Origin of the sequence: Micromonospora eburnea, assembly GCF_900090225.1 — a bacterium.
Lineage (GTDB): Bacteria > Actinomycetota > Actinomycetes > Mycobacteriales > Micromonosporaceae > Micromonospora > Micromonospora eburnea.
This window is the reverse complement of record NZ_FMHY01000002.1, coordinates 7,103,394-7,126,854: the sequence shown is the minus strand read 5'-3', so window position 1 is coordinate 7,126,854 and position 23,461 is coordinate 7,103,394. Positions and strand designations below refer to the sequence as shown.

26 protein-coding genes are annotated in these 23,461 nt (G+C 72.5%); 13 read left to right on the top strand and 13 right to left on the bottom strand.

The features are described 5' to 3' along the window. Positions 1 to 5 precede the first annotated feature (5 nt). The 4 genes from GA0070604_RS31350 to GA0070604_RS31335 form a co-directional block, all read right to left on the bottom strand. Entirely contained in the window at positions 6 to 1,373 is a 1,368-nt protein-coding gene (locus GA0070604_RS31350; RefSeq protein ID WP_091126778.1) for an acetyl-CoA carboxylase biotin carboxylase subunit, read from the bottom strand. Positions 1,374 to 1,456: 83 nt separating this feature from the next. Next, positions 1,457 to 2,038, bottom strand: a complete 582-nt coding sequence (locus tag GA0070604_RS31345) for a TetR/AcrR family transcriptional regulator (protein ID WP_091126777.1) — start codon at positions 2,036 to 2,038, stop codon at positions 1,457 to 1,459. A gap of 138 nt (positions 2,039 to 2,176) precedes the next feature. Continuing rightward, positions 2,177 to 5,038: a hypothetical protein gene (locus GA0070604_RS31340; RefSeq protein WP_091126776.1), complete on the bottom strand. Its 2,862-nt coding sequence runs from the start codon at positions 5,036 to 5,038 to the stop codon at positions 2,177 to 2,179. Then, positions 5,031 to 6,830: an HSP90 family protein gene (locus GA0070604_RS31335; protein WP_091126775.1), complete on the bottom strand. Its 1,800-nt coding sequence runs from the start codon at positions 6,828 to 6,830 to the stop codon at positions 5,031 to 5,033. Before GA0070604_RS31335 ends, GA0070604_RS31340 begins: the two co-directional genes overlap by 8 nt. A gap of 113 nt (positions 6,831 to 6,943) precedes the next feature. Here GA0070604_RS31335 and GA0070604_RS31330 point away from each other — a divergent pair, with 113 nt between their 5' ends. Then, positions 6,944 to 8,200, top strand: a complete 1,257-nt coding sequence (locus GA0070604_RS31330; protein ID WP_091126774.1) for an MFS transporter — start codon at positions 6,944 to 6,946, stop codon at positions 8,198 to 8,200. Between the two features lie 29 nt (positions 8,201 to 8,229). Beyond that, the gene (locus tag GA0070604_RS31325) at positions 8,230 to 8,661 is read left to right on the top strand and encodes a DUF7144 family membrane protein (RefSeq protein ID WP_091126773.1); all 432 of its coding nucleotides are present in this window, start codon (positions 8,230 to 8,232) and stop codon (positions 8,659 to 8,661) included. Here the strand turns inward: GA0070604_RS31325 and GA0070604_RS31320 are convergent. The 6 genes from GA0070604_RS31320 to GA0070604_RS31285 all read right to left on the bottom strand — a co-directional run bounded on the left by GA0070604_RS31320 (position 8,633) and on the right by GA0070604_RS31285 (position 14,486). Continuing rightward, positions 8,633 to 10,273, bottom strand: coding sequence for an esterase/lipase family protein (locus GA0070604_RS31320; protein ID WP_244162136.1), 1,641 nt, complete (start codon positions 10,271 to 10,273; stop codon positions 8,633 to 8,635). The genes GA0070604_RS31325 and GA0070604_RS31320 overlap by 29 nt on opposite strands. Before the next feature lie 95 nt (positions 10,274 to 10,368). Continuing rightward, positions 10,369 to 11,271, bottom strand: a complete 903-nt coding sequence (locus tag GA0070604_RS31315; protein ID WP_091126771.1) for a sulfurtransferase — start codon at positions 11,269 to 11,271, stop codon at positions 10,369 to 10,371. Between the two features lie 151 nt (positions 11,272 to 11,422). Continuing rightward, positions 11,423 to 11,869, bottom strand: a complete 447-nt coding sequence (locus GA0070604_RS31310) for an imidazolonepropionase-like domain-containing protein (protein WP_091126770.1) — start codon at positions 11,867 to 11,869, stop codon at positions 11,423 to 11,425. Positions 11,870 to 11,872: 3 nt separating this feature from the next. Continuing rightward, positions 11,873 to 12,640: an SGNH/GDSL hydrolase family protein gene (locus tag GA0070604_RS31305; RefSeq protein ID WP_091126769.1), complete on the bottom strand. Its 768-nt coding sequence runs from the start codon at positions 12,638 to 12,640 to the stop codon at positions 11,873 to 11,875. A gap of 194 nt (positions 12,641 to 12,834) precedes the next feature. Beyond that, the gene (locus tag GA0070604_RS32185) at positions 12,835 to 13,959 is read right to left on the bottom strand and encodes a WD40 repeat domain-containing protein (protein WP_141721418.1); all 1,125 of its coding nucleotides are present in this window, start codon (positions 13,957 to 13,959) and stop codon (positions 12,835 to 12,837) included. Next, a complete protein-coding gene (locus tag GA0070604_RS31285) occupies positions 13,956 to 14,486 on the bottom strand; it encodes a SigE family RNA polymerase sigma factor (RefSeq protein WP_091126764.1) in 531 nt (176 codons plus the stop codon). Before GA0070604_RS31285 ends, GA0070604_RS32185 begins: the two co-directional genes overlap by 4 nt. 257 nt (positions 14,487 to 14,743) lie before the next feature. On the opposite strand from GA0070604_RS31285, the gene GA0070604_RS31280 reads away from it, so the two are divergent. From GA0070604_RS31280 to GA0070604_RS31230, 11 genes are all read left to right on the top strand, one after another. Next, positions 14,744 to 15,223 (top strand): Asp23/Gls24 family envelope stress response protein, encoded by a 480-nt coding sequence (locus GA0070604_RS31280; protein ID WP_091126761.1) that lies wholly within the window; start codon positions 14,744 to 14,746, stop codon positions 15,221 to 15,223. Beyond that, positions 15,220 to 15,477 carry a hypothetical protein gene (locus GA0070604_RS31275; protein WP_208602204.1) on the top strand — a complete coding sequence of 86 codons (258 nt, stop codon included), beginning with the start codon at positions 15,220 to 15,222 and terminating at the stop codon, positions 15,475 to 15,477. Before GA0070604_RS31280 ends, GA0070604_RS31275 begins: the two co-directional genes overlap by 4 nt. A gap of 96 nt (positions 15,478 to 15,573) precedes the next feature. Next, positions 15,574 to 15,753, top strand: coding sequence for a DUF2273 domain-containing protein (locus GA0070604_RS31270; RefSeq protein ID WP_091126759.1), 180 nt, complete (start codon positions 15,574 to 15,576; stop codon positions 15,751 to 15,753). Further along, the gene (locus GA0070604_RS31265) at positions 15,750 to 16,172 is read left to right on the top strand and encodes an Asp23/Gls24 family envelope stress response protein (RefSeq protein ID WP_091126756.1); all 423 of its coding nucleotides are present in this window, start codon (positions 15,750 to 15,752) and stop codon (positions 16,170 to 16,172) included. Before GA0070604_RS31270 ends, GA0070604_RS31265 begins: the two co-directional genes overlap by 4 nt. 12 nt (positions 16,173 to 16,184) lie before the next feature. Beyond that, the gene (locus tag GA0070604_RS31260) at positions 16,185 to 16,724 is read left to right on the top strand and encodes a DUF6286 domain-containing protein (protein ID WP_091126753.1); all 540 of its coding nucleotides are present in this window, start codon (positions 16,185 to 16,187) and stop codon (positions 16,722 to 16,724) included. Next, a complete protein-coding gene (amaP, locus tag GA0070604_RS31255) occupies positions 16,724 to 17,299 on the top strand; it encodes an alkaline shock response membrane anchor protein AmaP (protein ID WP_091126751.1) in 576 nt (191 codons plus the stop codon). Before GA0070604_RS31260 ends, amaP begins: the two co-directional genes overlap by 1 nt. Before the next feature lie 102 nt (positions 17,300 to 17,401). Further along, positions 17,402 to 18,145, top strand: coding sequence for an MBL fold metallo-hydrolase (locus tag GA0070604_RS31250; protein ID WP_091126750.1), 744 nt, complete (start codon positions 17,402 to 17,404; stop codon positions 18,143 to 18,145). A 160-nt stretch (positions 18,146 to 18,305) separates the two neighbouring features. Beyond that, positions 18,306 to 20,075: a proline--tRNA ligase gene (locus GA0070604_RS31245; protein ID WP_091127547.1), complete on the top strand. Its 1,770-nt coding sequence runs from the start codon at positions 18,306 to 18,308 to the stop codon at positions 20,073 to 20,075. Positions 20,076 to 20,129: 54 nt separating this feature from the next. Continuing rightward, entirely contained in the window at positions 20,130 to 20,531 is a 402-nt protein-coding gene (locus GA0070604_RS31240; RefSeq protein WP_091126748.1) for a CBS domain-containing protein, read from the top strand. Positions 20,532 to 20,540: 9 nt separating this feature from the next. After that, a complete protein-coding gene (locus GA0070604_RS31235; RefSeq protein ID WP_091126746.1) occupies positions 20,541 to 20,966 on the top strand; it encodes a SufE family protein in 426 nt (141 codons plus the stop codon). A gap of 20 nt (positions 20,967 to 20,986) precedes the next feature. Continuing rightward, positions 20,987 to 21,634 (top strand): DsbA family oxidoreductase, encoded by a 648-nt coding sequence (locus GA0070604_RS31230; RefSeq protein ID WP_091126743.1) that lies wholly within the window; start codon positions 20,987 to 20,989, stop codon positions 21,632 to 21,634. Between the two features lie 49 nt (positions 21,635 to 21,683). Here the strand turns inward: GA0070604_RS31230 and GA0070604_RS31225 are convergent, their stop codons facing one another. The 3 genes from GA0070604_RS31225 to GA0070604_RS31215 all read right to left on the bottom strand — a co-directional run bounded on the left by GA0070604_RS31225 (position 21,684) and on the right by GA0070604_RS31215 (position 23,379). Continuing rightward, entirely contained in the window at positions 21,684 to 22,232 is a 549-nt protein-coding gene (locus GA0070604_RS31225; RefSeq protein WP_091126740.1) for a YbaK/EbsC family protein, read from the bottom strand. 135 nt (positions 22,233 to 22,367) lie between these two features. Further along, complete coding sequence (locus GA0070604_RS31220) at positions 22,368 to 22,562, bottom strand: hypothetical protein (RefSeq protein WP_091126738.1); 195 nt, start codon at positions 22,560 to 22,562, stop codon at positions 22,368 to 22,370. Between the two features lie 37 nt (positions 22,563 to 22,599). Further along, the gene (locus GA0070604_RS31215) at positions 22,600 to 23,379 is read right to left on the bottom strand and encodes an SDR family oxidoreductase (protein WP_091126736.1); all 780 of its coding nucleotides are present in this window, start codon (positions 23,377 to 23,379) and stop codon (positions 22,600 to 22,602) included. Positions 23,380 to 23,461 lie beyond the last annotated feature (82 nt).

The window sequence follows — 23,461 nt, the reverse complement described above, 5'->3', positions numbered from 1 at the left end:
GAGGGTCAGCGCATGCGGGAGACGATGCCGGTGTCGTAGTCGCCGGAGAGGAACTCCTCGTTCTCCAGCAGCTCGGCGAAGAAGGGGACGTTGTTCTTCGGACCGACGATCTCGAACTGGGCCACCGCCGCCCGCGCCCGCTCGACGGCCTCGGTGCGGTCCCTGCCGCTCACGATCAGCTTCGCCATCAGGCTGTCGTAGAACGGGGTCACCGTGTTTCCGGCGACGTAGCCGGAGTCGACCCGTACGCCCTCGCCGGTGGGCTCGTTCCAGGTGGTGATCGCACCCGGGCCGGGAAGGAACCGCTTCGGGTCCTCGGCGTTGATCCGCAGCTCGATGGCGTGCCCGCGCGGCGCGAGCGCGTCCGGGTCGAAGGTCGGGGCCAGGCCGGCGGCCACCCGCAACTGCTCCTCCACCAGGTCGACGCCGTAGACGTACTCGGTGACCGGGTGCTCGACCTGAAGCCGGGTGTTCATCTCCAGGAAGAAGAATTCCTCGGAGCCGGAGCCATCCCCATCGAGGTCCCGCTGGCGCGGGACCAACAGGCACTCCACCGTCCCGGCGTTGCGGTAGTTGACCGCCTCGCCGGCCCGGACCGCCGCGGCCAGGAACCGCTCGCGCAGCTCGGGGGAGACCGCCGGGGACGGCGACTCCTCGACCAGCTTCTGGTTGCGGCGCTGCACCGAGCACTCCCGCTCGCCGAGGGCGACCACCCGGCCGTCCGCCAGGCCGAGGATCTGCACCTCGACGTGGCGTACCCGGGGGAAGTAGCGCTCGATCAGCACCGAGCCGTCGCCGAACATCCGCTCGGCGAACGAGCGGACCTTGTCGTACTCGGTGCGCAGCGCGGCCTCGTCGGCGGCGACGCCCATGCCCATGCCGCCGCCACCGGCCGCGGCCTTGACCATCACCGGGTAGCCGATCGCCGCGGCGGCGGCGATCGCCGCGTCCAGGTCGGCCGCCGGGTCGGTGGTGCCGGGCGCGACCGGCACGCCCGCCGCCGCCATCAGGTTCCGGGCGTTGATCTTGTCACCCATGGCGGTGATCGCGTCCGCGCCGGGCCCGACCCAGATCAGGCCACTGGCCTCGACGGTACGCGCGAAGTCCGCGTTCTCGGAGAGAAAGCCGTAGCCGGGGTGGATCGCCTGGGCGCCGGTCGACTTGGCGGCGGCGAGGATGGCCTCGACGTTCCGGTAGCTCTGCGCCGGGTTGGCGGGGCCCACGCAGACCGCCTCGTCCGCCTCGGTCACGAACGGCAGGCCGGCGTCGGCCTCGGAGTGCACGGCGATCGCTCGGATTCCGAGCCGCCGCGCGGTACGGATGATCCGGCGGGCGATCTCGCCCCGGTTGGCGACCAGCAGCGACTCGATCATGCTCTGCACGGAAGGGCCCTTTCTTAACGCCTGGGGTATAGCCGGGGCCCCTTCTTAACATGCGTTAAGCCCGACGCGGCGTGTCAGGCCGGATCGGTGGGAGCCAGAAGGGCGGCGAGGGTGGCGCCACGCAGCAGGTCGGCCCGGCGTCGGCGGTCCACCTCGCCGCCGAGGAACGGGGTGGAGTTCATCAGGCCGAAGGCGGCGTGGGCAAGCACCCGCGCCTCGCCGTCCGGCAGCCCGGGGTGCAGCGCGGTCAGCACCGTCACCCACTCCTCGACGTACATCCGCTGGAGGCGACGGATCCGGCGGCGCGGCTCGTCGGGGAGGCGGTCCAGCTCGTGCAGGTGCAGGGCGATCACCGCCGGGTTGGCCAGCGCGAAGTCGACGTGGAAGTCGATCAGCGACTCCAGCGTGCCGCGCGGGTCGTCCGGCTGGTTGGCCGACCGCTCCTTTCCACCGGCGAGCAGGCCCTCACTGACCGGGATCAGCGCGGCGACCAGCATCGCCTCCTTGCCGGCGAAGTGGTGGTAGAGGGCCGGGCCGGTCACTCCGGCGGCGGCGCCGATGTCGTCCATCGACACGCCGTGGTAGCCGCGGGCGGCAAAGAGGCCCACCGCGATCTCCAGGATCTCGTCCCGCCGGGACCGTCGACCCGTACCCATCACTCCGTTCGCCGCACCCCGCGACCGCTGTCCCACCGTCACCGGGCCAGCCTAGACCTCGGACGCGAGGTGGTGGAGATTCGATTACCCGTCAGTTGCCACACACTCGTGGCGAGACACGTCGGCCAACCGGGTCCGTCAGTCATCCTCCTCGATGCCGTATTCGGCGCGGATCTTCGTCGCCTCGGCGGAGCGGCCAAGATCGTCGAGGGCGCGGGCCAGCAGCCAGGCGGCCTGGGCCGCCGGGCGGGAGCCGGTGGGCAGACCGCCGAGCACCCCGCGCAGCAGCCGCTCCGCCTCCGCCGGCCGTTCGTCCCGCAGCAACAGCTCCCCGGTGAAGACCTCGACCTGGGCCGCCTCGCCGAACGCCTCGATCGACCGCAGCCGCTCCGGTACGCCGGCCACCCGCTCCAACGCGGCGGTCAGCCGTTCCTCGGCGGTCAGCACCCGAGCCACCGCGTCGGCGGCCATCGCCCGCTCGTACGTCACCACGGGCGGCTCGTCGGGAAGGTCGGCGAGCGCCTCGGCAGCCGCGTCCACCACCTCGATCGCGGCGACCGCCGCCGGCAGGTCACCGGACCAGTGCAGGGCCAGCAACTCCCGCCGCCGGGCCCGCAGCTCGTCCACCGGATGCCCGGCCAGCCGGTACGCCGACGCGGCCGCCGCGAACCGCTGCGCGGCCAGGGCGTCCCGGTCCGCGTCGTAGAGGATCCCCCCGGCCTCCTCCAGCGCCTGCGCCCGATGCGGGAGATTGTCCGGCCCGTCGAGGTTGTCGGCGAGCTGGTCGAGCAGCCCGAGGGCCAACTCGATCTCGCCCAGCCCGTGGTAGATGCCGGCCAGCAGGTGCCGGCACCGGTCGGCCTCCGCCTGAGCGCCGGCGCGGTCCAGTCCGAGCACCGCCTCCTCCGCCACCTCGGCGGCCTCGCCGAGCCGGCCGGCCAGCCGGTACGCCTCGGCCAACTCCATCCGGAGCAGCGCGTCCCCCGGCAACCCCTGCTCCACGCAGAGGGTGACCGCCTCGACGAAGTCGTCCACCGCCTCGGCGGCCCGGTCGACCGCGAGCAGCGCCCGCCCCCGGGTGATCCGCACCGGCAGCCGCGCGCCCGGCGGGGCGGACCCCAGCACCTCGTCGCAGGCGGCGACCGCCTCGGCCGGATCGTCGACCGACCGGGCGTACGCCAGGCAGGCGACGGTCAGCATCTCGGCGTCGCCCAGCTCGCGGCTCAGCCGGCGGGCCTGCGCCGCCGCCTCCCGGAACTCCTCGGCCCGCGCCAACTCCTCCAACACGTTCATGCGGTGCAGCGCCACCCGGCCCGCCAGCCACGGGTCGACGTCGGCCTCGGCGGCGGCCCGGTCGAACGCCTCGAACGCGTCCGCCCACCGCTGCCGGTACGCGTACGCCAGGCCCAGCCGGTCCCACGCGGCGGCGCGTTCCCGCTGGTCACCGTGGGCGGTGAGCTGCTCCACCGACTCCCGCGCCAGGGCCAGCCCCTCGGCCTCGCCCTCCTCGGTCAGGCAGAGCAGGGAACCGAGCCGGCCGGCCACCACCTGCGCCCGGACCGGATCGGGCACCTCCCGCCAGGCCGCCAGGGCGGCCCGGTTCACCTCGATCGCGACGTTGGCGTCGTCGCCGGCCGCCTCGTTGACCTCCCCGGCGCGCAGCTCCAGCCGCCAGGCCCGGGTCGCGGCCGGCAGCTCGGCGTCGCCGTACCGCTCGTCGTACGCCCGCAGCACGGCGACCAGCCCGTCCCGCCGGTGGGTACGCCAGCATTCGTCGGCGAGCGCGAGCAGTTCGTCGGCGGTGGCCTGAGCCGGAACCGTCACCTCCGGCCGGACGGCCGGCGTGAGGGCGGCCGGGGCCTCCGCACCGGTACGCGGGGCGGGCACCGGCCGGCGGCGCAGGCTGGCCGAGAGCGGCAGATGCTCACCGACCGGCCCGACCGCGAGCCGCCGGGCGATCAGCTCAGACTGGTACGCGGTGCCGTTGCGCGCGTCAAAGCGGCCGGCCAGCGCGGTGGCCGTGCCGGCCAGTTCCTCGGCGAGCGTGCCCACCGGCACGTCAACGGCCGGCCGGTCCCCGAACGCCCGCCGGTGCACGGTCAGCTCGCCGGAAAACTGGCGCAGCGCGGCCGAGGCGGCGGCCGCGAAGTTCATGGCGGCCCCCGGGCTGGGTGCCCGGTCCAGCCAGTCGAGGTGGCGTTCGACCAGCTCCAGGGCCCGGGCCTCGTTGCCGGTCACGGTGCAGAACTCGACGTGGTCGGCGATCTCCCACAGCTCGGAGAGACGCCCGCGCAGCCGCCGATACGCCTCCCGGTGCGCGTCGCGAGCGGCGTCCGCCCGGCCGGTCTCCCGGTAGGGCGTGAGCAGCGCGGTGAGGATGGCCTGCGGCTGCTCGGCGCAGCTCAACCGGCCGGCGAGCACCGGTTCGGCCAGCGCCACCGCCTCCTGGTGCCGCCCCTGCCGCACCAGGTGCTTGACCTGTGCCGTCGGGTCGCAGCCGGCACAGTCGGAGAGGGCGTCCCGAGGCGTGGTCAGCCAGCGCCGGTACCACTCGGCCGCCTCCTCCTCCGCGCCCACGTGGGCGGCGACCAGGTGGCGGTGCTTGTACACGGCCTGGAGGCTGTGCCCGGACTCCCGGTAACGCCGTTCCATGTCGTCGAGCACCGCGTACGCGCGGTCCAGCGGCAGCTCGGGAAACGCCAGCATCGCTGTGACCATGTGCTTGAAGAACCAGAACAGCTGATGGTTGTAGCGCTGGTGGTAGGGCTGCGGGTCACGGTCGTACTCGGCGAGGCACCAGGAGAAGGTCACGAAGGACTTCGCCGGCTCGCCGCCGAAGGTGTACGCGTTGGTCGCGCTGATCCGGACGGCGAAGGACAGGTGCCGGTCGTCGCCGGCGTCGGCCCGCCGGAGCAGCTGCTCCACCGCGGCGATCTGCCCCGCGCCGAACGGCATGTTGTCGATCTCGTACAGCATCCGCCAGAGGTCGTCGTCACTCACGGCCCGACTCCTGTCCCGGTACGGCCCGGCCGAGCAGGCCGAGGAAGGAACTGTTCAGCAGGGCGGCGTCCGCCGCCCGGATCGGATGGTGCCCGAGCAGCAGGGCCTGCCCGTAGAGCGCCTCGACGGCGAGCCCGGCCAGCTCCGGGTCGGCCAGCGTGGTGACCCGGCGGACCAGCGGGTTGCGGTGGTTGAGCACCAGCTGCGGCCGGTCCGGCGGGGTGGAGCCGGCCAGCGCGTCGAGCACCCCGCCCCACAGCTCGTCGGCCTTGTCCCGGCTGGCGGCGAGCTGGTCGTGGAACGCGGCCGAGCGGCTGACCAGGTAGAGCGCCGGCAGCGACACCGGGTCGTACGCCCGGACCACCACCTCGCAGCCGAGTCGTTCCAGGGCCCGCTGCGCCCCGGTGAGGAACGGCCGCAGAGCCAGCTCGGTCTGCGGATCGAGACTGTCGAAGCGGGTGGTGAGGTCGCTCGGCTCCAGCCGCTCGATGAGCACCGACCGGTCCACCGTGGGCAGCCGCTCGATCAGCTCGGTGTCGTACGTGTAGCCGCCGTTCACCACGGCCAGGTCCTGCGCGGCCGCGACGGCGGCGAGCTGACGGAACTCGTCGAGGCTGGCCGCGTAGCGGATCAGGCCGTGCCGCTGGCGGAACTCGGCGAGGGTGAGGGTGCCGACGTTGGTGTCCATCGGCCACCACTGGTCGACCAGGCGGAGCATCTCGTCGTCGTGCAGGGCGAGCGCCTTGACCCCGAGGTGGTGCACCTGGAGGAACTCGGCGAGCCGCCGGGGATCGTGCTTGGCCAGCCTGACCAGCCAGCCGCGCACCTGGTCGCCGAGGGCGTCCCGGGTGGCGGTGAGCAGGGTGTCCTCGTAGAGCGCCTCCCGGCTGGCGGTCGGGCGCAGCTCGCTGGCGTCCACCACGCAGAGGGCGAAGAACGCCCAGTCGGGCAGCAGCCCGTCGGCGTGCTCGGTGAGCAGCATCCGCTTGAGGTAGACCCGGTGCCCGGCCCGGGCGGCCGGGTTCACCGGGGTGGGCAGGATGAAGGCGACCCCGGTCAGCCCCGCCTCGGGCACCGCCAGCGGCACCACGTCGAACGGGACGAAGCCGAGGACCTCCTGCGCGTACGCGTGCAGGGCGGCCCGGTCGACCGGCGCGCCCGGTGTGGTCGGCCACGGCGGTGGGCCGGCGGTGGTCGGAGTGTCCCCGACCCGGACGTCCACCGGCAGCAGCGCGCCGTAGAGGCGGGCCAGCTCGGTCACTGTCGGCACGTCGAACCACTGGTCGGCGTCGTGCCGCGGCACCAGCGTCACGGTGGTGCCGGGCTCGCGCCGTGCCTGCCCCGGCCCGGCGACCTCGACCGCGTAGCGGCCGTCGGACCAGCCGGTCCAGAACACGGTGGGCTGGTCGGCGTGCCGGGTGACCACCCGGATCTCGTCGGCGACCAGGAAGCAGGAGAGCAGACCGATGCCGAACTGGCCGAGGAACTCGTGCCGGGAGAAGCCCAGCTCGTCCCGCTTGGAACTGCGCCCGATGGTGGCCAGCAGCTCGTGCACCTGGGCCTCGGTCAGGCCGATGCCGGTGTCGTGCACCCGCAGCGTGCCGTCGCCGGTCAGCGCCGGCGGCTCGATCCGGACCCGGGCCGGTGCGTCCGGCTCGGCCGCCCGGCGGGCGGTGATCGCGTCGACGGCGTTCTGGAGCAGCTCCCGGACGTAGACCCGTGGGCTGCCGTAAAGGTGATGGCTGAGCAGGTCGACCACGCCGCGGAGGTCGACCTGGAAAGTGCGGTCCAATCGCGCTCCCCGGTCGGATTTCGGCGCTCACCGTACCGGTGATGGCCGACAGTGTCCGTCCCGTTTTCGGTCACTTGACTCTCAAGCCGCTTCAGGCCCCAGGCTCCGGCGGCATGACCGCTCCCGTTCTCGGCCGCGACTACCGGCTGCTCTGGGCCGCCGCCGTCTCCTCCCGGTTCGGCGACGCCCTGCGTACGCCGGCCCTGGCCCTGCTGGCCGCCACGTTCACCCACGATCCCCGGGCGGTCGCCGCGGTGACCGTCGCCGGCCAGCTCCCGCCGTTGCTGCTCGGCCTGCTCGGCGGCGCGTACGCCGACCGCTGGGACCGCCGCCGGACCATGGCGGCGGTGGACGGGCTACGCGCCGGTGTGGTGGCCGCCCTGGCCGGGCTGGTCGCCACCGGCCGGGCCGGGATGGCCGTGCTCGCGGTCGCCGCGTTCCTGCTCGCCGCCCTGGGTACGGTCTTCGACGCGGCGTCCTTCGCGGTGCTCCCGTCGGTGGTCCCGTCAGCCGCGCTGCCCACCGCCAACGGCCGCCTCCAGGCCGGCACGGCGGTCGCCGGCGGCTTCCTCGGCGCCCCGCTGGCCGGCCTCCTCTTCGCGATCTCGGCGGCTCTCCCGTTCACCCTCGACGCCCTCACCTTCGCCGCGGCCGCGCTCCTCGTCCTCACCCTCCGCCCCGCCGGTCACCGCCCCGCCGTACGACCCGCCGCGCACCGCTCCGCCCCGGAACGGGGGAGCGTGTGGCGGGAGTCCTGGGCCGGGGTGCGCTGGCTACGGCGTGACCGGGTGCTGTGGCGGGTGACCGTGGCGACCACCGGGTCGAACCTGGCCATCAGCGGAGTCATGGCCGTGCTGGTGCTGTACGCGCTGACGGTGCTGCGGGTACCGCCGTCGGCGTACGGGCTGTTCGCGGCGGGGGCGGTCGTCGGCGGGCTGGCCGGGGCGCTCGGCGCGGGACGGCTGGCGGCCCGGTTCGGCACCCTGCCCGCGCTGCGCGGGGTGCTGCTCGGGCAGACCGTGGCGCTGGCCGGGTTCGCGGCGGCCCGGCATCCACTGGCCGGGGGCCTCGCGCTGGCCTGCTTCGCCGCCGGCACGACGGTCTGGAACAGCCTCTGGTCGGCGTACGGCCAGCGGCACGTGCCACCGGAACTGCTCGGCCGGGTCGGTGCCGCGCAGCGGGTGCTCGGGCTGGCCGGCGCTCCGGTCGGGGCGGCACTGGCCGGGTTCGCCGGCCAGGCGTACGGGGTGGCGCCGGTGGGCTGGGCGGCGGCCGGGATCTTCGCCCTGGTCACCGTGGCCGCGTGGCGGACGCTGCGCGGAACGGGTTCGCGCGCCGAGCGCCGCGTGGAGCCCGCCGCCTGTGCCTAGGCTGAGAGGAACGGCGGGAGGAGGGCGGGGTGACGCGACACGACGAGGTGCATCTCAGAGACCGGCAGCGCAGACTGGCGGCCATCCTCCTCGTCGGAGCCGGGTTCTTCGACGGCCTCGCCGGGATAAACACTCTGAACGTCGACAAGTACGTGGTGGAGAGCCGGCAAGGGCTCCTCGACCTCGACCTGACCGGCTGGTCGTGGGCACACGAGGCGACCGGGGCGCTGATGGTGGTAAGTGGGTTACTCCTCTTCACCGCCCGTCCCTGGTCGATCCGGCTCGCCGCGGCGGCCGCGGTGATCGGCATCCTGCTCCACCTGATCCTGCTCCCGTTCGAGACGATCTGGGCCGTGATCGTGATCGGGCTGGCGGTGGCGGTGCTGCGGCTGCTCTGGCTGTGCCGGCGCCGGCCCACTCCGGCTGACGACGTCAGCTCGGCTGGCAGACCCGCCCGGTGAAGGCCGGGTCGGGCAGCCGTTCACCCCGCCAGGCCGGGTTGAGGCCCAGTGCCAGCGGCGGCGCCTGCCAGGCGGCGGAGATCTTCTGGAGCAGGTTGTAACCGGCCTCGGGATGGCTGACCATCTGGCCACTGAGGAAGAACAACAGATGTTCCTCAACCACCGGCCGCGCCAGCAGGCCGCCATGCACGGCCGGCATTTCGAAGACCGGAACGCCCGCGTACTCGCCTGGCGGAGCCTCGGTGGCGGTGGTGGTCGGCAGGAACGCGATGATCCGCACGCCGGGCACCGGGCACATCAGGTCGTTGCGGTAGAAGGGCGCGTTGTCAAGTATCGACCGGACGAACGGCTCGTCCGGCCCGCTCCCGCTCATGGCGATGGAGTCAGCGAGACGGAAAACCGCCCGTAACTCCCAGCCGGCGGCGATGCCCCATCCCTCGGAAGCCCCGCGCGGCGGATAGTAGGACCGACCCGCGTTGATCAGCGGGCTCGCCATGGCCAGGGCGTTCACCGCCGGGTGCGGCCGGTCCGCCAGGTAGGTCCGCGAGACGAGGGCCCCCTCGCTCTGCCCTATCAACGCCACCGGCCGGCCGGTACGCCGGTGCACCAGCTCCACCTGATCGGCGAGCATCGCCACACTGGACTCGATCGACCGGTAGGTGTCCCGGGGCCCGAACGGCATGGGCCGGCCCTGCGCATCCAACCCCCGATAGGAGAACCACTGCACATTCGGGTCGGTGGGCGGCTCCCCGTCGTACGCGCTGGCATGTCCGGGGACGAAAATCACCGCGTGCCGGACGGCGGGCGGCAACGGCTGGTCGAGGAACACAAGCCGCGGCGGCTTGGCCGACTTGGTGGTCAGGGCGGCCAGCGCCGGCTGCACGACGACCGGCACGATGAAGGCGAGCAGGATCGCCAGCGGCGCGGCGGGCACCCGCGCCCAGCGGACCGGTCGGCGCGGCAGCAGCGCGGAGGCCACGGTCCGCTGCCAGAGCAGGCCGTTGATCGCCCCGGCGATCGCCGCCACCGGTGCGGTCCACCCGATCGGCACCGCCCAGACCAACGCGCCGCCGACGGTGAGCACCACGAAGTTGAGCAGGGACCAGCCAACCAGTTCGATCGAGGGCAGCCCGCGCCACCAGTCGCCGACCACGGCCGCGCGTTGCAGGAACGGCGCGAGCAGGAACAGCGGCAGCAGCGAGGCGAGCAGCAGCCAGGAGAGGGCGACCACCGAGGCGGCGATCGACAGGGACGCCCAGGGCGACACCACCACGACGACCACCGCGGTCAGCGCGAGGTTCCGCCGAGCCAGCCAGCGCAGGCTCGGCCGGGGCAGGTGCCGCGGCCAGGCCAGGACGACCAGCCCGGTGGTGAGCAGCGCCCGGAACAGGATGAGCGCGACCAGTCCGAGGACGAAGGTCGACCACGAGTCGTGGTAGACGAACAGCCACCGCAGGTCGTGGTAGGTGTCGTACGGCCAGACCGCCGTGACCTGCGGGGCCAGCCCTTCGGCGGCGCGGAACCGCAACACGTCGAGGACAAGGCCCTCGACGGCGGGCGGCAGGGCGGCCAGCCCGAGTAGTGCGACGAACCGCTTGTCCAGGCGACCCACGCCCCCTCCTCGGCGGCCCGACAACTGCTACCCAGCAGCCTGCCCTGCCACGCGCCGACGCGGCGGGGCAACGCCGGATTGCCGCCCGGAAGCGGTCAGCCGGCGAGGCCGCCGGGCTGGTCGCCCCGTACGACGGGGGCGCGGACCAGGTTGCCCCACTCCGTCCACGAGCCGTCGTAGTTGCGGACCTGCGGGTAGCCGAGCAGGTGGTGCAGCACGAACCAGGTGTGGCTGGACCGCTCGCCGATCCGGCAGTACGCCACCACGTCGTCGGACGGGCTCAGGCCGAGCTGGTCGGCGTAGATGGCGCGCAGCTCGCCGGCCGACTTGAAGGTGCCGTCCTCGTTCGCGGCGGACTTCCACGGCTTGTTCACCGCGCCCGGGATGTGCCCGCCACGCAGCGCGCCCTCCTGCGGGTAGTCCGGCATGTGCAGCATCTCGCCGGTGTACTCGCCGGGCGAGCGGACGTCGACCAGCGGCCGGCCGGCGGCGACATGCGCCATCACCTGCTCCCGGTACGCCCGGATCGGCGCGTCGTTCCGCACCGGCACCGGGTAATCGGCGCGCGGCCGGGTTACCTTCTCCCGGGTCAGCTCGCGCCCCTCGGCGATCCACTTCTGCCGGCCGCCGTCGAGCAGCCGGACGTCCGGGTGGCCGAAGAGGGAGAAGACCCAGAGCGCGTACGCGGCCCACCAGTTGAAGTTGTCGCCGTAGAAGACCACCGTGTCGTCCCGCCCGATGCCCTTGGCGGCGCACAGCTCGGCGAAGCTCGTCGCGTCCAGGTAGTCGCGGGTCACCTGGTCGTTCAGTTCGGTGTGCCAGTCGACCTTGACGGCACCGGGAAGGTGGCCGGTGTCGTAGAGGAGCACGTCCTCGTCGGACTCGACCACCACGAGGCCCTCGTCGCCGAGGTGCTCGGCCAGCCACTCCGTGCTGACCAGGCGCTGCGGGTCGGCGTACGACTGGAGGCGGGGATTCGGATCGCTCGGCACAGGCATGAGCCCCAAGCTACGCCCGATCCCGGGCCGGCAGCCGGTCTGCCGGAAATCGGGCGCGGCGGATGCGGCCGGTCGCCCGTGTCCGGCGGGTCGACCTGCTCAGCTACCGACGTTCGCGCGGTAAACGGGACGGGCGTCTCGGCATCGGCGGTCACGCACGGCGGTGGACCAGCCGCCCGGCCACAACCGTGGCCAGGCAGGAGCCGTCGTCGCCGAAGACGGCCAGGTCCGCGCGGCCGGCCGGGACCAGCGCCGGCGGGCGGGCCCGATCGAGGACCGCAACGCCGCCACGCCCCGCAGCGGCCCGAAGCTCCGGATCGGTCACGTACGCGGCGAGCACAGCGGCGGCGCCGAGCAGAAACAGGGCGTGCACCCGTTCACGCGGGGTGGGCGCGGGCGGCAGCGGCCCGTCGTGCACCAGCGCCGGCCCGAGGGTGCCGGCCCACCGCCGCACCCGCACCCCGGGGTACGCCTCCGTCAGCTCGTCCAACGGCGCGACGGCCTCGACCCGGTCGCCGGAGACCAGGACGGCCTGCCCGGCGGCGGGCTCGGCGTCGAGGGCGCGCCGCAGCAGCGTGGCGGCGTGGATCGTCCGCACCGGTCAGTCGGTGATCGGGCTGAGCGTCGGCCGCTTGGCGGTGACGAGGTCTCCGGAGGATCGGCCGGTCAGCCGCCGCTTGATCCACGGGGCCAGGTGCTGCCCGGCCCAGCGCAGGTCGGCGGCGCGAGCGGCCAGCCACGGGGTCGGCGCGGGGTGCGGTGGCACCAGCAGCCACTCCTCGTCGCAGCCGACCCCGAGCGCGGTGAGCACCTGCCCGGCGACCCGCCGGTGCCCGGCCGGCGACATGTGTAGCCGGTCGGTGCTCCACAGCATCGGGTTGAGGTAGGTGTCGTCGGCGTAGAGGTCGACCAGGATGGCGCCGTGCCGCTCGGCGACCTCTCCCACCACCCGGTTCAGCAGGTTCACCCGGGGCGCGACGAGCCGCTGCCCGGGAAGCCGCGCCATCACGTCGGCGAACCGGAAGAGAATCACGTCGGCGCCGCTGCCGCGCAGTTCGCCGATCACCGCGTCGAAGCGGGGGACGAACGAGTCGGCGTCGAAGGTACGCCGCAGCACGTCGTTGCCGCCGGCCGCGAAGCTGATCAGGTCGGGCTTCATGGCCAGCGCGGCCGGCACCTGCTGGGCGACGATGTTCGAGAAGAGGCGGCCCCGGATCGCCAGGTTGGCGTACCCGAAGTCGGGGCCGGCCTCGACGGCGAGCCGGGTGGCGACCAGGTCCGCCCAGCCGCGGAACGAGCCGTCCGGATAGGCGTCGTTCATGCCCTCGGTGAAGCTGTCGCCCACCGCCACGAAGCTGCGCCAGCGCACCGCGCCTCCCTCTGACGTCCCGGCAGAACTGTGTCAGTCAGTTTGTCACCGCTCGGGGCGCCGCCGCCGGACCCCTCGGCCAAGACGTGGCGGAGGTCATCGACGGTGGTGGCGGAAGGACGGCGGCGATCACCGTGCTGCCGACCGAGAGGGGGCGGACCACCGTCGTGGTCCACCCCCTCTCGGGTACCCGGTCAGGGCGCGTAGGTCAGCAGGGTCAGGTGCTGCACGGCCCGGGGCTCCGCCACCTCCCCGATCTTCTGGAAGCCGGCGTCCAACACCACGACCTTGCTCGCCTGCCGCACCAGCACCTTGCCATCTGCGGCGAACTGGATGCTGCGGACATCACCGGAGACGGGAAGCGTGACAGTCTTGCTAGTGGTGGTGTCGACCACCGCGAAGCTGCCGTCCTGCCGGGACGGGTCGGTGCCGATCCAACCGACCGAAACGTACCGGCCGTCCATCGACACGCTCCGCACCCGCCACCCGTCCCACTTGACCGCCTCACCCTTCGGCGGCGTGTAGGTGTACTGGTGCAGCTGCGTCTCATCCGTCACGTACGGCTTGCCGTCCGACACCGCCGCCAGCCACCTACCGTCGGCGGACCAGCACCGCAGCGTCTCCTGGCCCGGGTCACCGTTGACCCGCTTCCGCGCCGCCACGTCAAAGAGCACCGACACCCCACCCCTGCTGACCATCAGCAGGTCGCTGCCCCGCCACACCAGCGGGTTGCTGCCGAGGCAGTCGACACCATCCAGCAGACGCGTCGCCTCCTGCTTTCCGACAGTGCCGGCCATGAGCACACCCGTGTTGCCGCCATCGGTGCTGTCCTGCACCCACGCAACCCGCTTCCCGTCCGGCGAGACGGTGATCGTATTGCCGGCGCAGCCGTCGGTGCTGAACCGGACGCGGCGGACCACCTCGTCCGAGCCGCTCCGAACCGCGTGGATCAGGGCCTGGGTGGACGTGGTCTCCAGGTAGTACCGGGTGCCGGTGAGGGCGAACGCCGGTTTTGTCGAGGTGGCCCCGACGCTCGCCGAGGCCGACGGGTCTGGCGTCGGGGTGACCTCGGCCGGGGACGGGGTGACGGTGATCGACGGTGAGTCCCCGGGCAGCGGAGCCTGGCCGTCGTTGCGGGGCATCAGCGCGAAGGCGGTGCCGGTGGCCGCCCCGAGCATCACCACGGCGGCGGCCGAGGTGGCGATGGCCCGCTGGATGCCAAGCCGACGGGACGTACGCAGGGCCCGGTCCCGCAGGTCGACCGGGGTGACCTCGTCGGCCAGGTCGGCCAGGTCGAGTCGAAGGCGGTCCTGGTTCATCGGGCGGTCCCTTCCGTGACGTACAGCTCGGCGAGTTCCGGTGCGACGGTGCGCAACTTCGCCAGGGCTTTTGAGGTCTGGCTCTTGACGGTGCCGACGGTGACGCCGAGCAGCTCGGCGGCCTCGGCCTCGGTGCGATCCTCGAAGAACCGCACGACCAGCACGGCCCGCTGTTTGGCGGAGAGCTTCGCCAACGCGGCCCGCAGGGTCAGCCGCAGGGTGGCCTGCTGGGCGTGGTCGGGGGCCGAGTCGCCTCCGCGTGGCTCGGGCAGGTCACCCGGCATCGACTCGGCCACCCGGCGGCGCCGCCACCAGGACACTTGCAGGTGGTACATGGTCTTGCGGGTGTACGCCTCGGCGTTGCCGCTGTGGTGCAACCGGTTCCACGAGCGATGGGTCCGGGCGAGGGCGGATTGAACGAGATCCTCGGCCAGGTGCTGGTCGCCGGTCAGCAGGTAGGCCGAGCGCAGCAGGGCGGGGGTACGAGTTCGAACGAACGAGTCGAACTCATTCAGGAGAGAGTCCACACGAGCCGATCCTTGGAGTGAGGTGGTGCGCCGTCGTGATGCCTTCCCAGACGCCACCCTCGCTTGGCGGGGTTGCCGTCCCTTGCCGGGGAAAACTGACGTGCGGCAGACAGGAGCGCCCGGGAACGCGACCCCAGTCGCCGTTAACCCGAACGGAGGAAGTCTCGGTCGGCAGACGCGCAAATCGTCACGGGCCAGCAGTCTAAGAAAGCGCCTGATTGCGCCCACTGACGAGCAGCCGAGGGAGTCCACGTCTCATGAGCCAGCAGACCCGAACCGAGCAGGCTGGACGCGCGGGCGGCTCAGCCCAACAGAACAAGCTCAGCAACGAGGACGGCAAGATCATGATTGCCGACAACGTGGTGCAGAAGGTCGCCGGGATGGCGTGCCGGGAGGTGGCGGGTGTCCATGCCATGGGCAACGCCGGCATGCGCGCGTTCAGTGCCATCCGGGAACGGATTCCGGGCAGTAGCGGACCGAACGTGTCCCAGGGGGTCGGCGTCGAGGTCGGCGAGACCCAGGCCGCGGTCGACCTGGACGTGATCGTCGAGTACGGGGTGAGCATCGCCGATCTGGGCCGGAACATCCAACGCAACGTGAAGACGGCCGTCGAACGGATGACCGGCCTGAACGTCGTCGAGGTCAACATCAGCATCGACGACGTGCACCTGCCCGAGGCCGATGGCCAACGGCAGGGCCAACAACAGCAGCAACAGCCGCAGCCGCGGGTGTCATGACCGCCATCGAGAAGCAGGGCGACGCGGTGGTCGACGGCGTCGACGTGGACGCCGTCCTGGCTGCGGTCCAGGCCTGCCGAGGCGTGGCGGGCCTGACCGCGGGTTGGCCGGGAGGCCGCACCACCTACCTGCCCGGCCGGCAGGTCGAGGGCGTGGCCGTCGACGCCGACGCCGTGGTGGTCCAGGTCCGGGGCCGGTGGGGGTCACGGCCCGAGAGGTCGCCGGCGAGGTACGGGCGGCGGTGGCGCCACTGACTGCCGGTCGCCGGGTCGATGTGGTTATCGCCGATCTGGAGGACCCGCCCGCAGCCGGGGTGGAGGTCCGCACAGCATGATGGGAAGAGCGACAACATGAGCAAGTTGATAGGTGTCGTCGTCGGCCTGGCGTTGGGCTTCGCCCTGGCATTCGGCAGCTTCGGTCAGATGCTGATCGTCGCCCTGTTCGCGGCGATCGGCTACGCGGTGTCGAAGTTCTTCGCCGGTGAGGTCAATCTCGCCCCGTACGTCCAGGGCCGCCGGAGCAGTCAGTGACCGCGGTGACCGATACCGCAGCAGGCGGCCTGGGCCAGCGCGCGGAGCTGGGCAAGCTGCACATTCACGACCGCGTGGTGGAGAAGATCGCCGCGCGGGCGGCACAGGAGATCGCCGACGCGGGCAGCGCCTCCCCACGTGTTCTCGGGCGGGCCCTGCCCGGAGCGGGCCGCTTCGGCATCCGCCGTGCCGACCTGGATGCCGCCGCGTCCGCGTCCGCCTACAAGGAGGACTCGGTCACCCGTATCGAGTTGTCCATCAGCGTCCGCTGGCCGGCATCCATTCCGGACGTCACCGCGCAGGTCCGCGACCACGTCCGAACCCGTGTGTCGGACCTGACCGGCCTACAGGTCCACGAGGTGGGGATCACCGTCACCGACCTGGTCACCGGCGGCGCGGCCGGCAGCCGGGTGCACTGAATCGAGGCCCTGGTGAGAATCACCAACCGTCTGCTCGCGTTCCTGCTGAGTCTGGGGCTGGCCCTCGGCGCCGTTCTCGTGTTGATCGAGATCGTCGCCTACGCGGTCGGGGCGAAGCCGATCGCGCTGAACTGGCCCGGCCTCTACCGCTGGGCCTCCGGCACCACCTGGGGCAGCGGAATCGTACGGCTGATCGGGGTGGGGCTGGCCGTCATCGGTCTGCTCCTGCTCGCCGCGCAGCTCAAACCCCGTCGGCCGGACCGGCTGCCGTTGCAGCCCGTCGATCCCGCCACCGACGCGGCCATCACCCGTCGCGGCCTGGCCCGGACCCTGCGGGACGCGGCCGTCGAGGTCGACGGCGTCCACGACGCCCACGTCACGGTCGGCCGACACCTCGTACGCCTTCGCGCCGAGGTCCCCGACGGGACGGCACCGTCGGCGGACTCCCTGCACGCCGCGATAGCCTCGGCCGCCCAGCACCGCCTCGACGCGCTGCGCCTGGCCACGGCACCGGCCCTGGACGTTCGGATCAAGACGGAGGAGCAGCAGTGATGCCGGCCGATCGCGCCAACCGGACCCTGCTCACCATCCTCGCGCTGGTCCTGCTGGTCCTCGGCATCGCGATCCTCCTCGCCGGTACGGACGTGTTCGGATCGGGATTCGGCCGGCGACCCCTGCTCGACAATCCGCCCGCCCGCTTCATCGGTACCCACGGCGGCTGGGTCTGGCCGCTGGCGGCCGTGGCAGCCGCGATCCTCGCGCTGCTCGGCCTACGCTGGCTGGCCACCGTCATCACCACCGAACCCAGTCAGCGCCGGATCAACATCAGCACCGATGGCACCGCCGGCCGGACGGTTCTCGATGCCGGGGCCCTCGCCACCGCCATCAGGGCGGAGGTTGAAGACTGCCCGGGTGTGGAAGACGTCGACACCAAGCTCTCGGGCCAGCCGCACGCTCCCCGCCTGGCGCTGAACGTCACGGCTGATCGCGACGTCGACCTTCCCGCGTTGCGCGAGCGGATCGAAGCCCTCGTCCTGCCCCGCATCCGGTACGCCCTCGGCAAGCCGGACCTGCCCGTCAGCCTCGACCTCACCTACCCCAGGCGCAGAAGAACCCACATCGGCTGACGGCGTGGGGCGGGGACCGTCAGATCCGAAGCCTCGCCGGCACCGCCCGCCCACGCCGCGTACGGCTTTGCGAAGGTAATCTGGGCCGGTAGCGTCCAGCACATGCGGCTCACGGTGCTGGGTGGATGCGGTGCGTGGCCGGAGGCGGGCCAGGCGTGCAGCGGCTACCTCGTGGAACACGACGGTTTCCGGCTGCTCGTCGATCTTGGCTATGCGGCCTTCCCACGGCTGTTGCAACACGTCGCCGCGGGCCAGGTCGACGCGGTGTTCATCAGCCACGGGCATCCCGACCACTGTGCCGACCTGAATCCGCTCCTCCGGGCGCGCACACTGCGCGACGATCCGCCCCCGCCGCTACCGGTGTACGCGCCGCCCGGCGCGCTCGACGCGGTGCTGGCGCTGGACCGCCCGGGGATGTTGGACGCCGCCTACGTTCTGCACGAGTTCAGCGTCGGCAGCACTTTCGACCTCGGCCCGTTCCGCGCCGAGACCCGCCTACTGCCGCACTGGGTGCCCAACGCCGGCGTACGCCTGACGGCCGGCGGCCGGGTGCTCACGTACACCGGTGACAGCGGCCCGAGCCCCGACGTGGTGGAACTGGCGCGCGACGCTGACCTGCTGCTGGCCGAGGCCACCCACGTGGATCGGGTACCGGAGGATTCGGTTGGCTACCTGTCGAGCGCGCGCCAGGTGGGCCGGCAGGCCGCGGAGGCCGGCGTGAGGCGGCTGGTCCTGACCCACCTGTGGCCGGGCACCGATCCGGCGGCGGCTCGCGCCGCGGCCGGCGACGGTTACCGGGGCGAGATCGGCGTCGCAGACCCTGACCTGACCCTGGAGATCTCCTAGCTCCCGCACGTCGCCAGTCACGTAACTTGATCCACTCCAGGTACGCGACATGGCGGTGTTCACGTCGGTCGGATACCGCAACGTGCGCAATACGGAGTCGATCAAGCAATCCGCCCGGAATGGGATCGCCGGGCCGGCCTGCCCGTCGTACGCTGCGGCAATGCTGCTGCGCATGTCGACTCTGCTGCTCCGGACCCTGCGCGAGGACCCGGCCGACGCGGAGGTGCCGAGCCACCGGCTCTTGCTCCGCGCCGGCTACGTCCGCCGTGCCGCACCCGGCGGCTACACCTGGCTGCCACTGGGCAAGCTGGTGCTGGACCGGGTGACGGAGATCGTCCGGTCGGAGATGGCGGCGATCGGCGACCAGGAGGTGCACTTCCCGGCGCTGCTGCCGGCCGAGCCGTACCGGACCAGCGGGCGGTGGACGGAGTACGGCGACGACATCTTCACCCTGGCCGACCGGAAGGGCGCCGAGCACCTGCTCGCCCCGACGCACGAGGAGATGGCCGCGCTGCTGGTGAAGGACCTCTTTACCTCGTACCGGGACTTCCCGGTGACGCTGTTCCAGATCCAGACGAAGTTCCGGGACGAGGCCCGGCCCCGGGCCGGCGTGCTGCGTGGGCGCGAGTTCCTGATGAAGGACGCCTACTCGTTCGACCTGGACGAGGCAGGGCTCCAGGCGGCCTACGACCGGCACCGCCGGGCCTACACGAAGATCTTCGAGAAGCTCGGGCTGGACTTCACGGTGGTGCACGCGATGTCCGGGGCGATGGGCGGCTCGGCATCGGAGGAGTTTCTGGCCGCGACCCCGGTCGGTGAGGACACCTTCGTCGGCTGCACCGAATGCGACTACGCGGCCAACACCGAGGCGGTGGTGACCCGCGCGCCGGCCGCTGGCGACCCGGCCGCGTACCCGGCGACGGAGGTGCACGACACCCCGGAGACGCCGACCATCGCCTCGCTGGTCGAGCTGGCGAACACCCGCGCCCTCGGCGGCCGGACGGACTGGACCGCCGCCGACACGTTGAAGAACGTGGTGCTCACCGTCCGCCGGCCGGGCGCGGAAAGTGGCGAGCTGCTGGTGATCGGCCTGCCGGGCGACCGTGAGGTGGACCTCAAGCGGGTGGCGGCCGCGGTGCATCCGGCCACGGTGACCGTCTTCGAGGACTGGGCGGCCCACCCCGAGCTGATCCGCGGTTACCTCGGGCCGCAGATCCTCGCCAAGCACGGCATCCGCTACCTGGTCGACCCGCGGGTGGTCACCGGCACCGCCTGGCTGACCGGGGCGAACGAGCCCGGCCGGCACGCGGTCGACGTGGTCTGTGGGCGCGACTTCACCCCGGACGGCACGATCGAGGCCGCCGAGGTGCGTCCCGGCGACCCCTGCCCGGCCTGCGCCGGCGGCGAGCTGACCATGCGGAGGGGCATCGAGGTGGGGCACATCTTCCAGCTCGGCCGCCGGTTCACCGACGCCTTCGCGGTCGACGTACTCGGCCCGGAGGGCAAGCCGGTCCGGCCCACCATGGGCTGCTACGGCATCGGGGTGTCCCGGGCGGTCGCGGCGGTGGCCGAGCAGCACCACGACGACCGGGGGCTGGTCTGGCCGGCGGCGGTCGCGCCGTGCGACGTACACCTGGTGGCTGCCGGGAAGGGGCCGCAGCTCGACGCGGCGCTGGATCTCGGCGGACGGCTCTCCGCCGCCGGCCTGCGGGTGCTGGTCGACGACCGCACGCACGTCTCGGCCGGGGTGAAGTTCACCGACGCCGAACTGGTCGGCATCCCGCGCGCCGTCGTGGTCGGCCGTCGTCTCGCCGAGGGGTACGTCGAGCTGCGCGACCGGGCCTCCGGCGAGCGGGTCGAGCTGCCGGTGGACGGCCTGGTCGAGCGCCTGCTCGACGAGGTACGCGGGACGCGCCAGGACCGGGTGTAACGGACCCGCCACGGGGTACCGCTGTCGGATCGGCCGAGGTGTTTCGGAGGGCTCATGTTCCGGGTCAGCGACGTGATGACAAGGCAGGTGGTCTACCTGCCGGCGGAGACCGCCCTGGAGGAGGCGGCCAGGGTGATGAGGGAGTCCGACATCGGCGACGTGGTGGTCACCGATGGGGCGACGCTCGCCGGCATGTTGACCGACCGCGACATCGTCGTCCGGGCGGTGGCCGAGCGGGCCGACCCGGTGACCACCATGATCGGCTCGATCATCAACCGTGAGGTGGTGATGATCGAGCAGCAGGCCACCCTGAGCGAGGCGGCCACCCTGATGCGGGAGCGCAACATCAGGCGGGTGCTGGTCTGCGACGGCGAACGCAAGCTGGTCGGCATCGTCTCCCTCGGCGACCTGGCCCGGCACCTCGCCCTGGAACAGGTGCCCGGAGGGCACGGCTAACCTCAGGGGGTGCCCGAGATGCCGAGCAAGCTGGCCGAGATCGTCGACGAGTTCACGGGCGCGCCCCGCGACGTGGTGCTGGAGATGCTCCTTGAGTACGCCGACGTCGTCCCGCCCCTGCCGGCCGGCGTGGACCGGGCGGAGCTGGAGCAGGTGCCCGAGTGCCAGACCGCCTTCTTCCTCCGCGCCGAGGTCAATCCGGACCGGACGGTGACCACGGTCTTCGACTGCCCGCCGGAGGCGCCGACCACGCGCGCCTTCGCCGGCATCCTCGCCGAGGGGCTGGCCGGGGCGAGCGCCGAGGAGGTGCTGGCCGTCCCGGACGACCTCTACCAGCGGATGGGGCTGGCCCAGGCGATCAGCCCGTTGCGGGTACGCGGCGGCAACGCGATCCTGGCCCGACTCAAGCGCCAGGTCCGGGAACAGATTTCCTGATCGACGGGTTGTCTCCGATCATGGAGATCGAGATCTACGCCGACGTCGTCTGCCCGTGGTGCTGGATCGGCAAGCGCCGGCTGGAGCAGGCGCTGGAGTCGTACGACGGCGAGGTGACCGTCCGGTTCCGGCCGTTCCAGCTCGACCCGACGCCGGTGACCGAGCCGAAGCCGCTGGTCGAGGCGCTGGCCGCGAAGTTCGGCGGCCGGGAGCGGGCCGAGGAGATGTTCACCCACGTCACCCAGGTCGCCGCGGGCGTGGGCCTCGACCTGCGCTTCGACCGGGCGGTGCAGGCCAACACCTTCGAGGCGCACCGGCTGATCCGGTACGCCACCGAGCGGGGCCGGGCCGCCGAGCTGGTCGAGGCGCTCTACCGGGCGCACTTCCACGACGGCGTGGACATCGGGTCGACGGACGCGCTGGTCAAGCTGGCCGCCGAGGCCGGCCTGGACGAGGCCGAGACCCGCGATCACCTGGAGTCGAACCTGGGCCGGCGTGAGGTGGCGGCCGAACTGGCCACCGCGCACCAGATCGGCGTCTCCAGCGTGCCGACCTTCGTGCTGGCCGGCAAGTACGCCGTCACCGGCGCCCAGGAGCCGGAGACCCTGCTCGCCGCCCTGCGCGAGGTCGAGCAACGCGAGGCCGACCATCGAGAATCAGCCGAGTGACCATCATCGATCTTGTTTCACGTGAAACAAGATCGATGATACTGACTACCTAGGCCGGTTTGGCCAGGTCCTCCACCACCGTCGCCCCTGGCAGCACGCCGAGCGCCGGCCCCGGCAGCGCGATCTTGCTGTGCCGTACGCCGGACCCGATGATCACATGCGGGGTGGCCACCACCCGCGAGTCGACCAGAATCGGCCATTCCTCCGGCAGCCCGATCGGGGTGATCCCGCCGTACTCCATCCCGGTCAGCTCGACGGCGTCGGCCATCGGCGCGAAACTCGCCTTGCGTACGTCCAGCATCCGGCGGACCACGCCGTTCACGTCGGCCCGGGTGGTGGCGAGTACGACGCAGGCGGCGTACCGGGTCTCGCCACCCCGCTTGCCGGCCACCACCACGCAGTTCGCCGACTCGTCCAGCCCCACCTCGTACGCGGCGCAGAACGCGGCCGTGTCGGCCAGCTCGGCGTCGATCGGGGCGACCAGCACGTCGTCGACGTCCACCGGCGCCTCACCCGGCCACCCTCCGATCGCGGCGGCGACCGGCGGGGCCAGCAGGTCCAGGCGGGTACGGGCAGGTTCGGTCTTCAGCGTCCCCATCACGGATGCGATCCTCGCACCCGTCAGCCGGCTCCGCCCATCGGCGTTCCGACCGAACCGCCGTGCGCCGGTAGGGGCGACTCACAGTGCAGCACATCGCGGGCTCCCGGGGGACCGAAGCTTGCGGAAGGCGCGTCAGCTGCCGGTGAGGAAGGCGTTCTCGCGGGCGAACGTCCGATCCTGGTGGACCGCGAGTTGCTCGGCTCGGGCCATCTGGGCGCGGTGCGCCTCGACGTCCTCGATGCCGTGCCGGACGCCGAGCCGGATCACGCCGTACAGGAAGACGAAACCGAACACGTAGAGGACCACCGTGGTGATGAAAACCAGCATGCGGTCACGGTAAGGCGAATGTGAACCGCCGCAGCTTTCATCTTCGGCCGGTTCCCCCGTACGTGTCCGCGAGGTGCTCCGCCCAGGTCCGGGTGCCGGTCGGGGTGACCGTGGTGGTGAGCCCGCCGGACCGCAACGCCCGACCGAACCGCCCCGGGATCCGTACCGGCAGCAGCGGGCGGTGGGATCCACGGGCGGCCCGCCACGTCCGTACCGCCTCGTCGAAGCGGAGCACCTGCGGGCCGCCGAACTCCGCGACCGCGTACGACGGGCCGGCGGCCAGCATCGCGACGAGCCGGCTCGCCACCTCACCGGAGTCGACCGGCTGGGCAACCACGGCCGGGTCACCGATCACCGGCCCGAGCCGGCTGGCACCACGCAGCAGCCCCTCCAGGAACTCCGGAAACTGGGTCGCCCGCAGCACGCTCCACGGCACCGGGCCGGCCGCCACCACCTGCTCGGCCGCGAGCTTGTGCCGGTAGTAACCGAACGGCACCCGGTCGACCCCGACGATCGAGACGTACACCAGATGTCCCACGCCGGCACGGTCCGCGGCGGCCACCAGCCGGCCGGTGCCCAGCACGTCGACCGCGTGGGTACGACGGACCGGCGAGGAGGCCAGGTGGAGCACCGCCTCCACCCCGTCCACCGCCGCGGCCAGCCCGTCGCCGGTGGCGAGGTCGGCCGCCATCCACTCCACCGTGGAGTCCTCTCGGGGACGCCGGCTCACCGCCCGCACCGTGTGCCCGCCGTCCCGCAGTCGCGGCAGCACCTCCCGCCCGAGCTGGCCACTCGCCCCGGTTACCAGAACCCTCATCACCCGTCCCCTCCCATGCCTGCCCCGAGGACGAGACGCCGTCGCCGTTCGTGACGGTGGGCCGAGCTCGAACCAGGAAGTG

Coding starts and splice junctions, on each gene's coding strand:
- GA0070604_RS31350 (WP_091126778.1), bottom strand. CDS start 1,373: ATGATCGAGTCGCTGCTGGTCGCCAACCGGGGCGAGATCGCCCGCCGG.
- GA0070604_RS31345 (WP_091126777.1), bottom strand. CDS start 2,038: ATGGGTACGGGTCGACGGTCCCGGCGGGACGAGATCCTGGAGATCGCG.
- GA0070604_RS31330 (WP_091126774.1), top strand. CDS start 6,944: ATGACCGCTCCCGTTCTCGGCCGCGACTACCGGCTGCTCTGGGCCGCC.
- GA0070604_RS31315 (WP_091126771.1), bottom strand. CDS start 11,271: ATGCCTGTGCCGAGCGATCCGAATCCCCGCCTCCAGTCGTACGCCGAC.
- GA0070604_RS32185 (WP_141721418.1), bottom strand. CDS start 13,959: ATGAACCAGGACCGCCTTCGACTCGACCTGGCCGACCTGGCCGACGAG.
- GA0070604_RS31280 (WP_091126761.1), top strand. CDS start 14,744: ATGAGCCAGCAGACCCGAACCGAGCAGGCTGGACGCGCGGGCGGCTCA.
- GA0070604_RS31275 (WP_208602204.1), top strand. CDS start 15,220: ATGACCGCCATCGAGAAGCAGGGCGACGCGGTGGTCGACGGCGTCGAC.
- GA0070604_RS31270 (WP_091126759.1), top strand. CDS start 15,574: ATGAGCAAGTTGATAGGTGTCGTCGTCGGCCTGGCGTTGGGCTTCGCC.
- amaP (WP_091126751.1), top strand. CDS start 16,724: ATGCCGGCCGATCGCGCCAACCGGACCCTGCTCACCATCCTCGCGCTG.
- GA0070604_RS31250 (WP_091126750.1), top strand. CDS start 17,402: ATGCGGCTCACGGTGCTGGGTGGATGCGGTGCGTGGCCGGAGGCGGGC.
- GA0070604_RS31245 (WP_091127547.1), top strand. CDS start 18,306: ATGCTGCTGCGCATGTCGACTCTGCTGCTCCGGACCCTGCGCGAGGAC.
- GA0070604_RS31240 (WP_091126748.1), top strand. CDS start 20,130: ATGTTCCGGGTCAGCGACGTGATGACAAGGCAGGTGGTCTACCTGCCG.
- GA0070604_RS31230 (WP_091126743.1), top strand. CDS start 20,987: ATGGAGATCGAGATCTACGCCGACGTCGTCTGCCCGTGGTGCTGGATC.
- GA0070604_RS31225 (WP_091126740.1), bottom strand. CDS start 22,232: ATGGGGACGCTGAAGACCGAACCTGCCCGTACCCGCCTGGACCTGCTG.
- GA0070604_RS31220 (WP_091126738.1), bottom strand. CDS start 22,562: ATGCTGGTTTTCATCACCACGGTGGTCCTCTACGTGTTCGGTTTCGTC.
- GA0070604_RS31215 (WP_091126736.1), bottom strand. CDS start 23,379: ATGAGGGTTCTGGTAACCGGGGCGAGTGGCCAGCTCGGGCGGGAGGTG.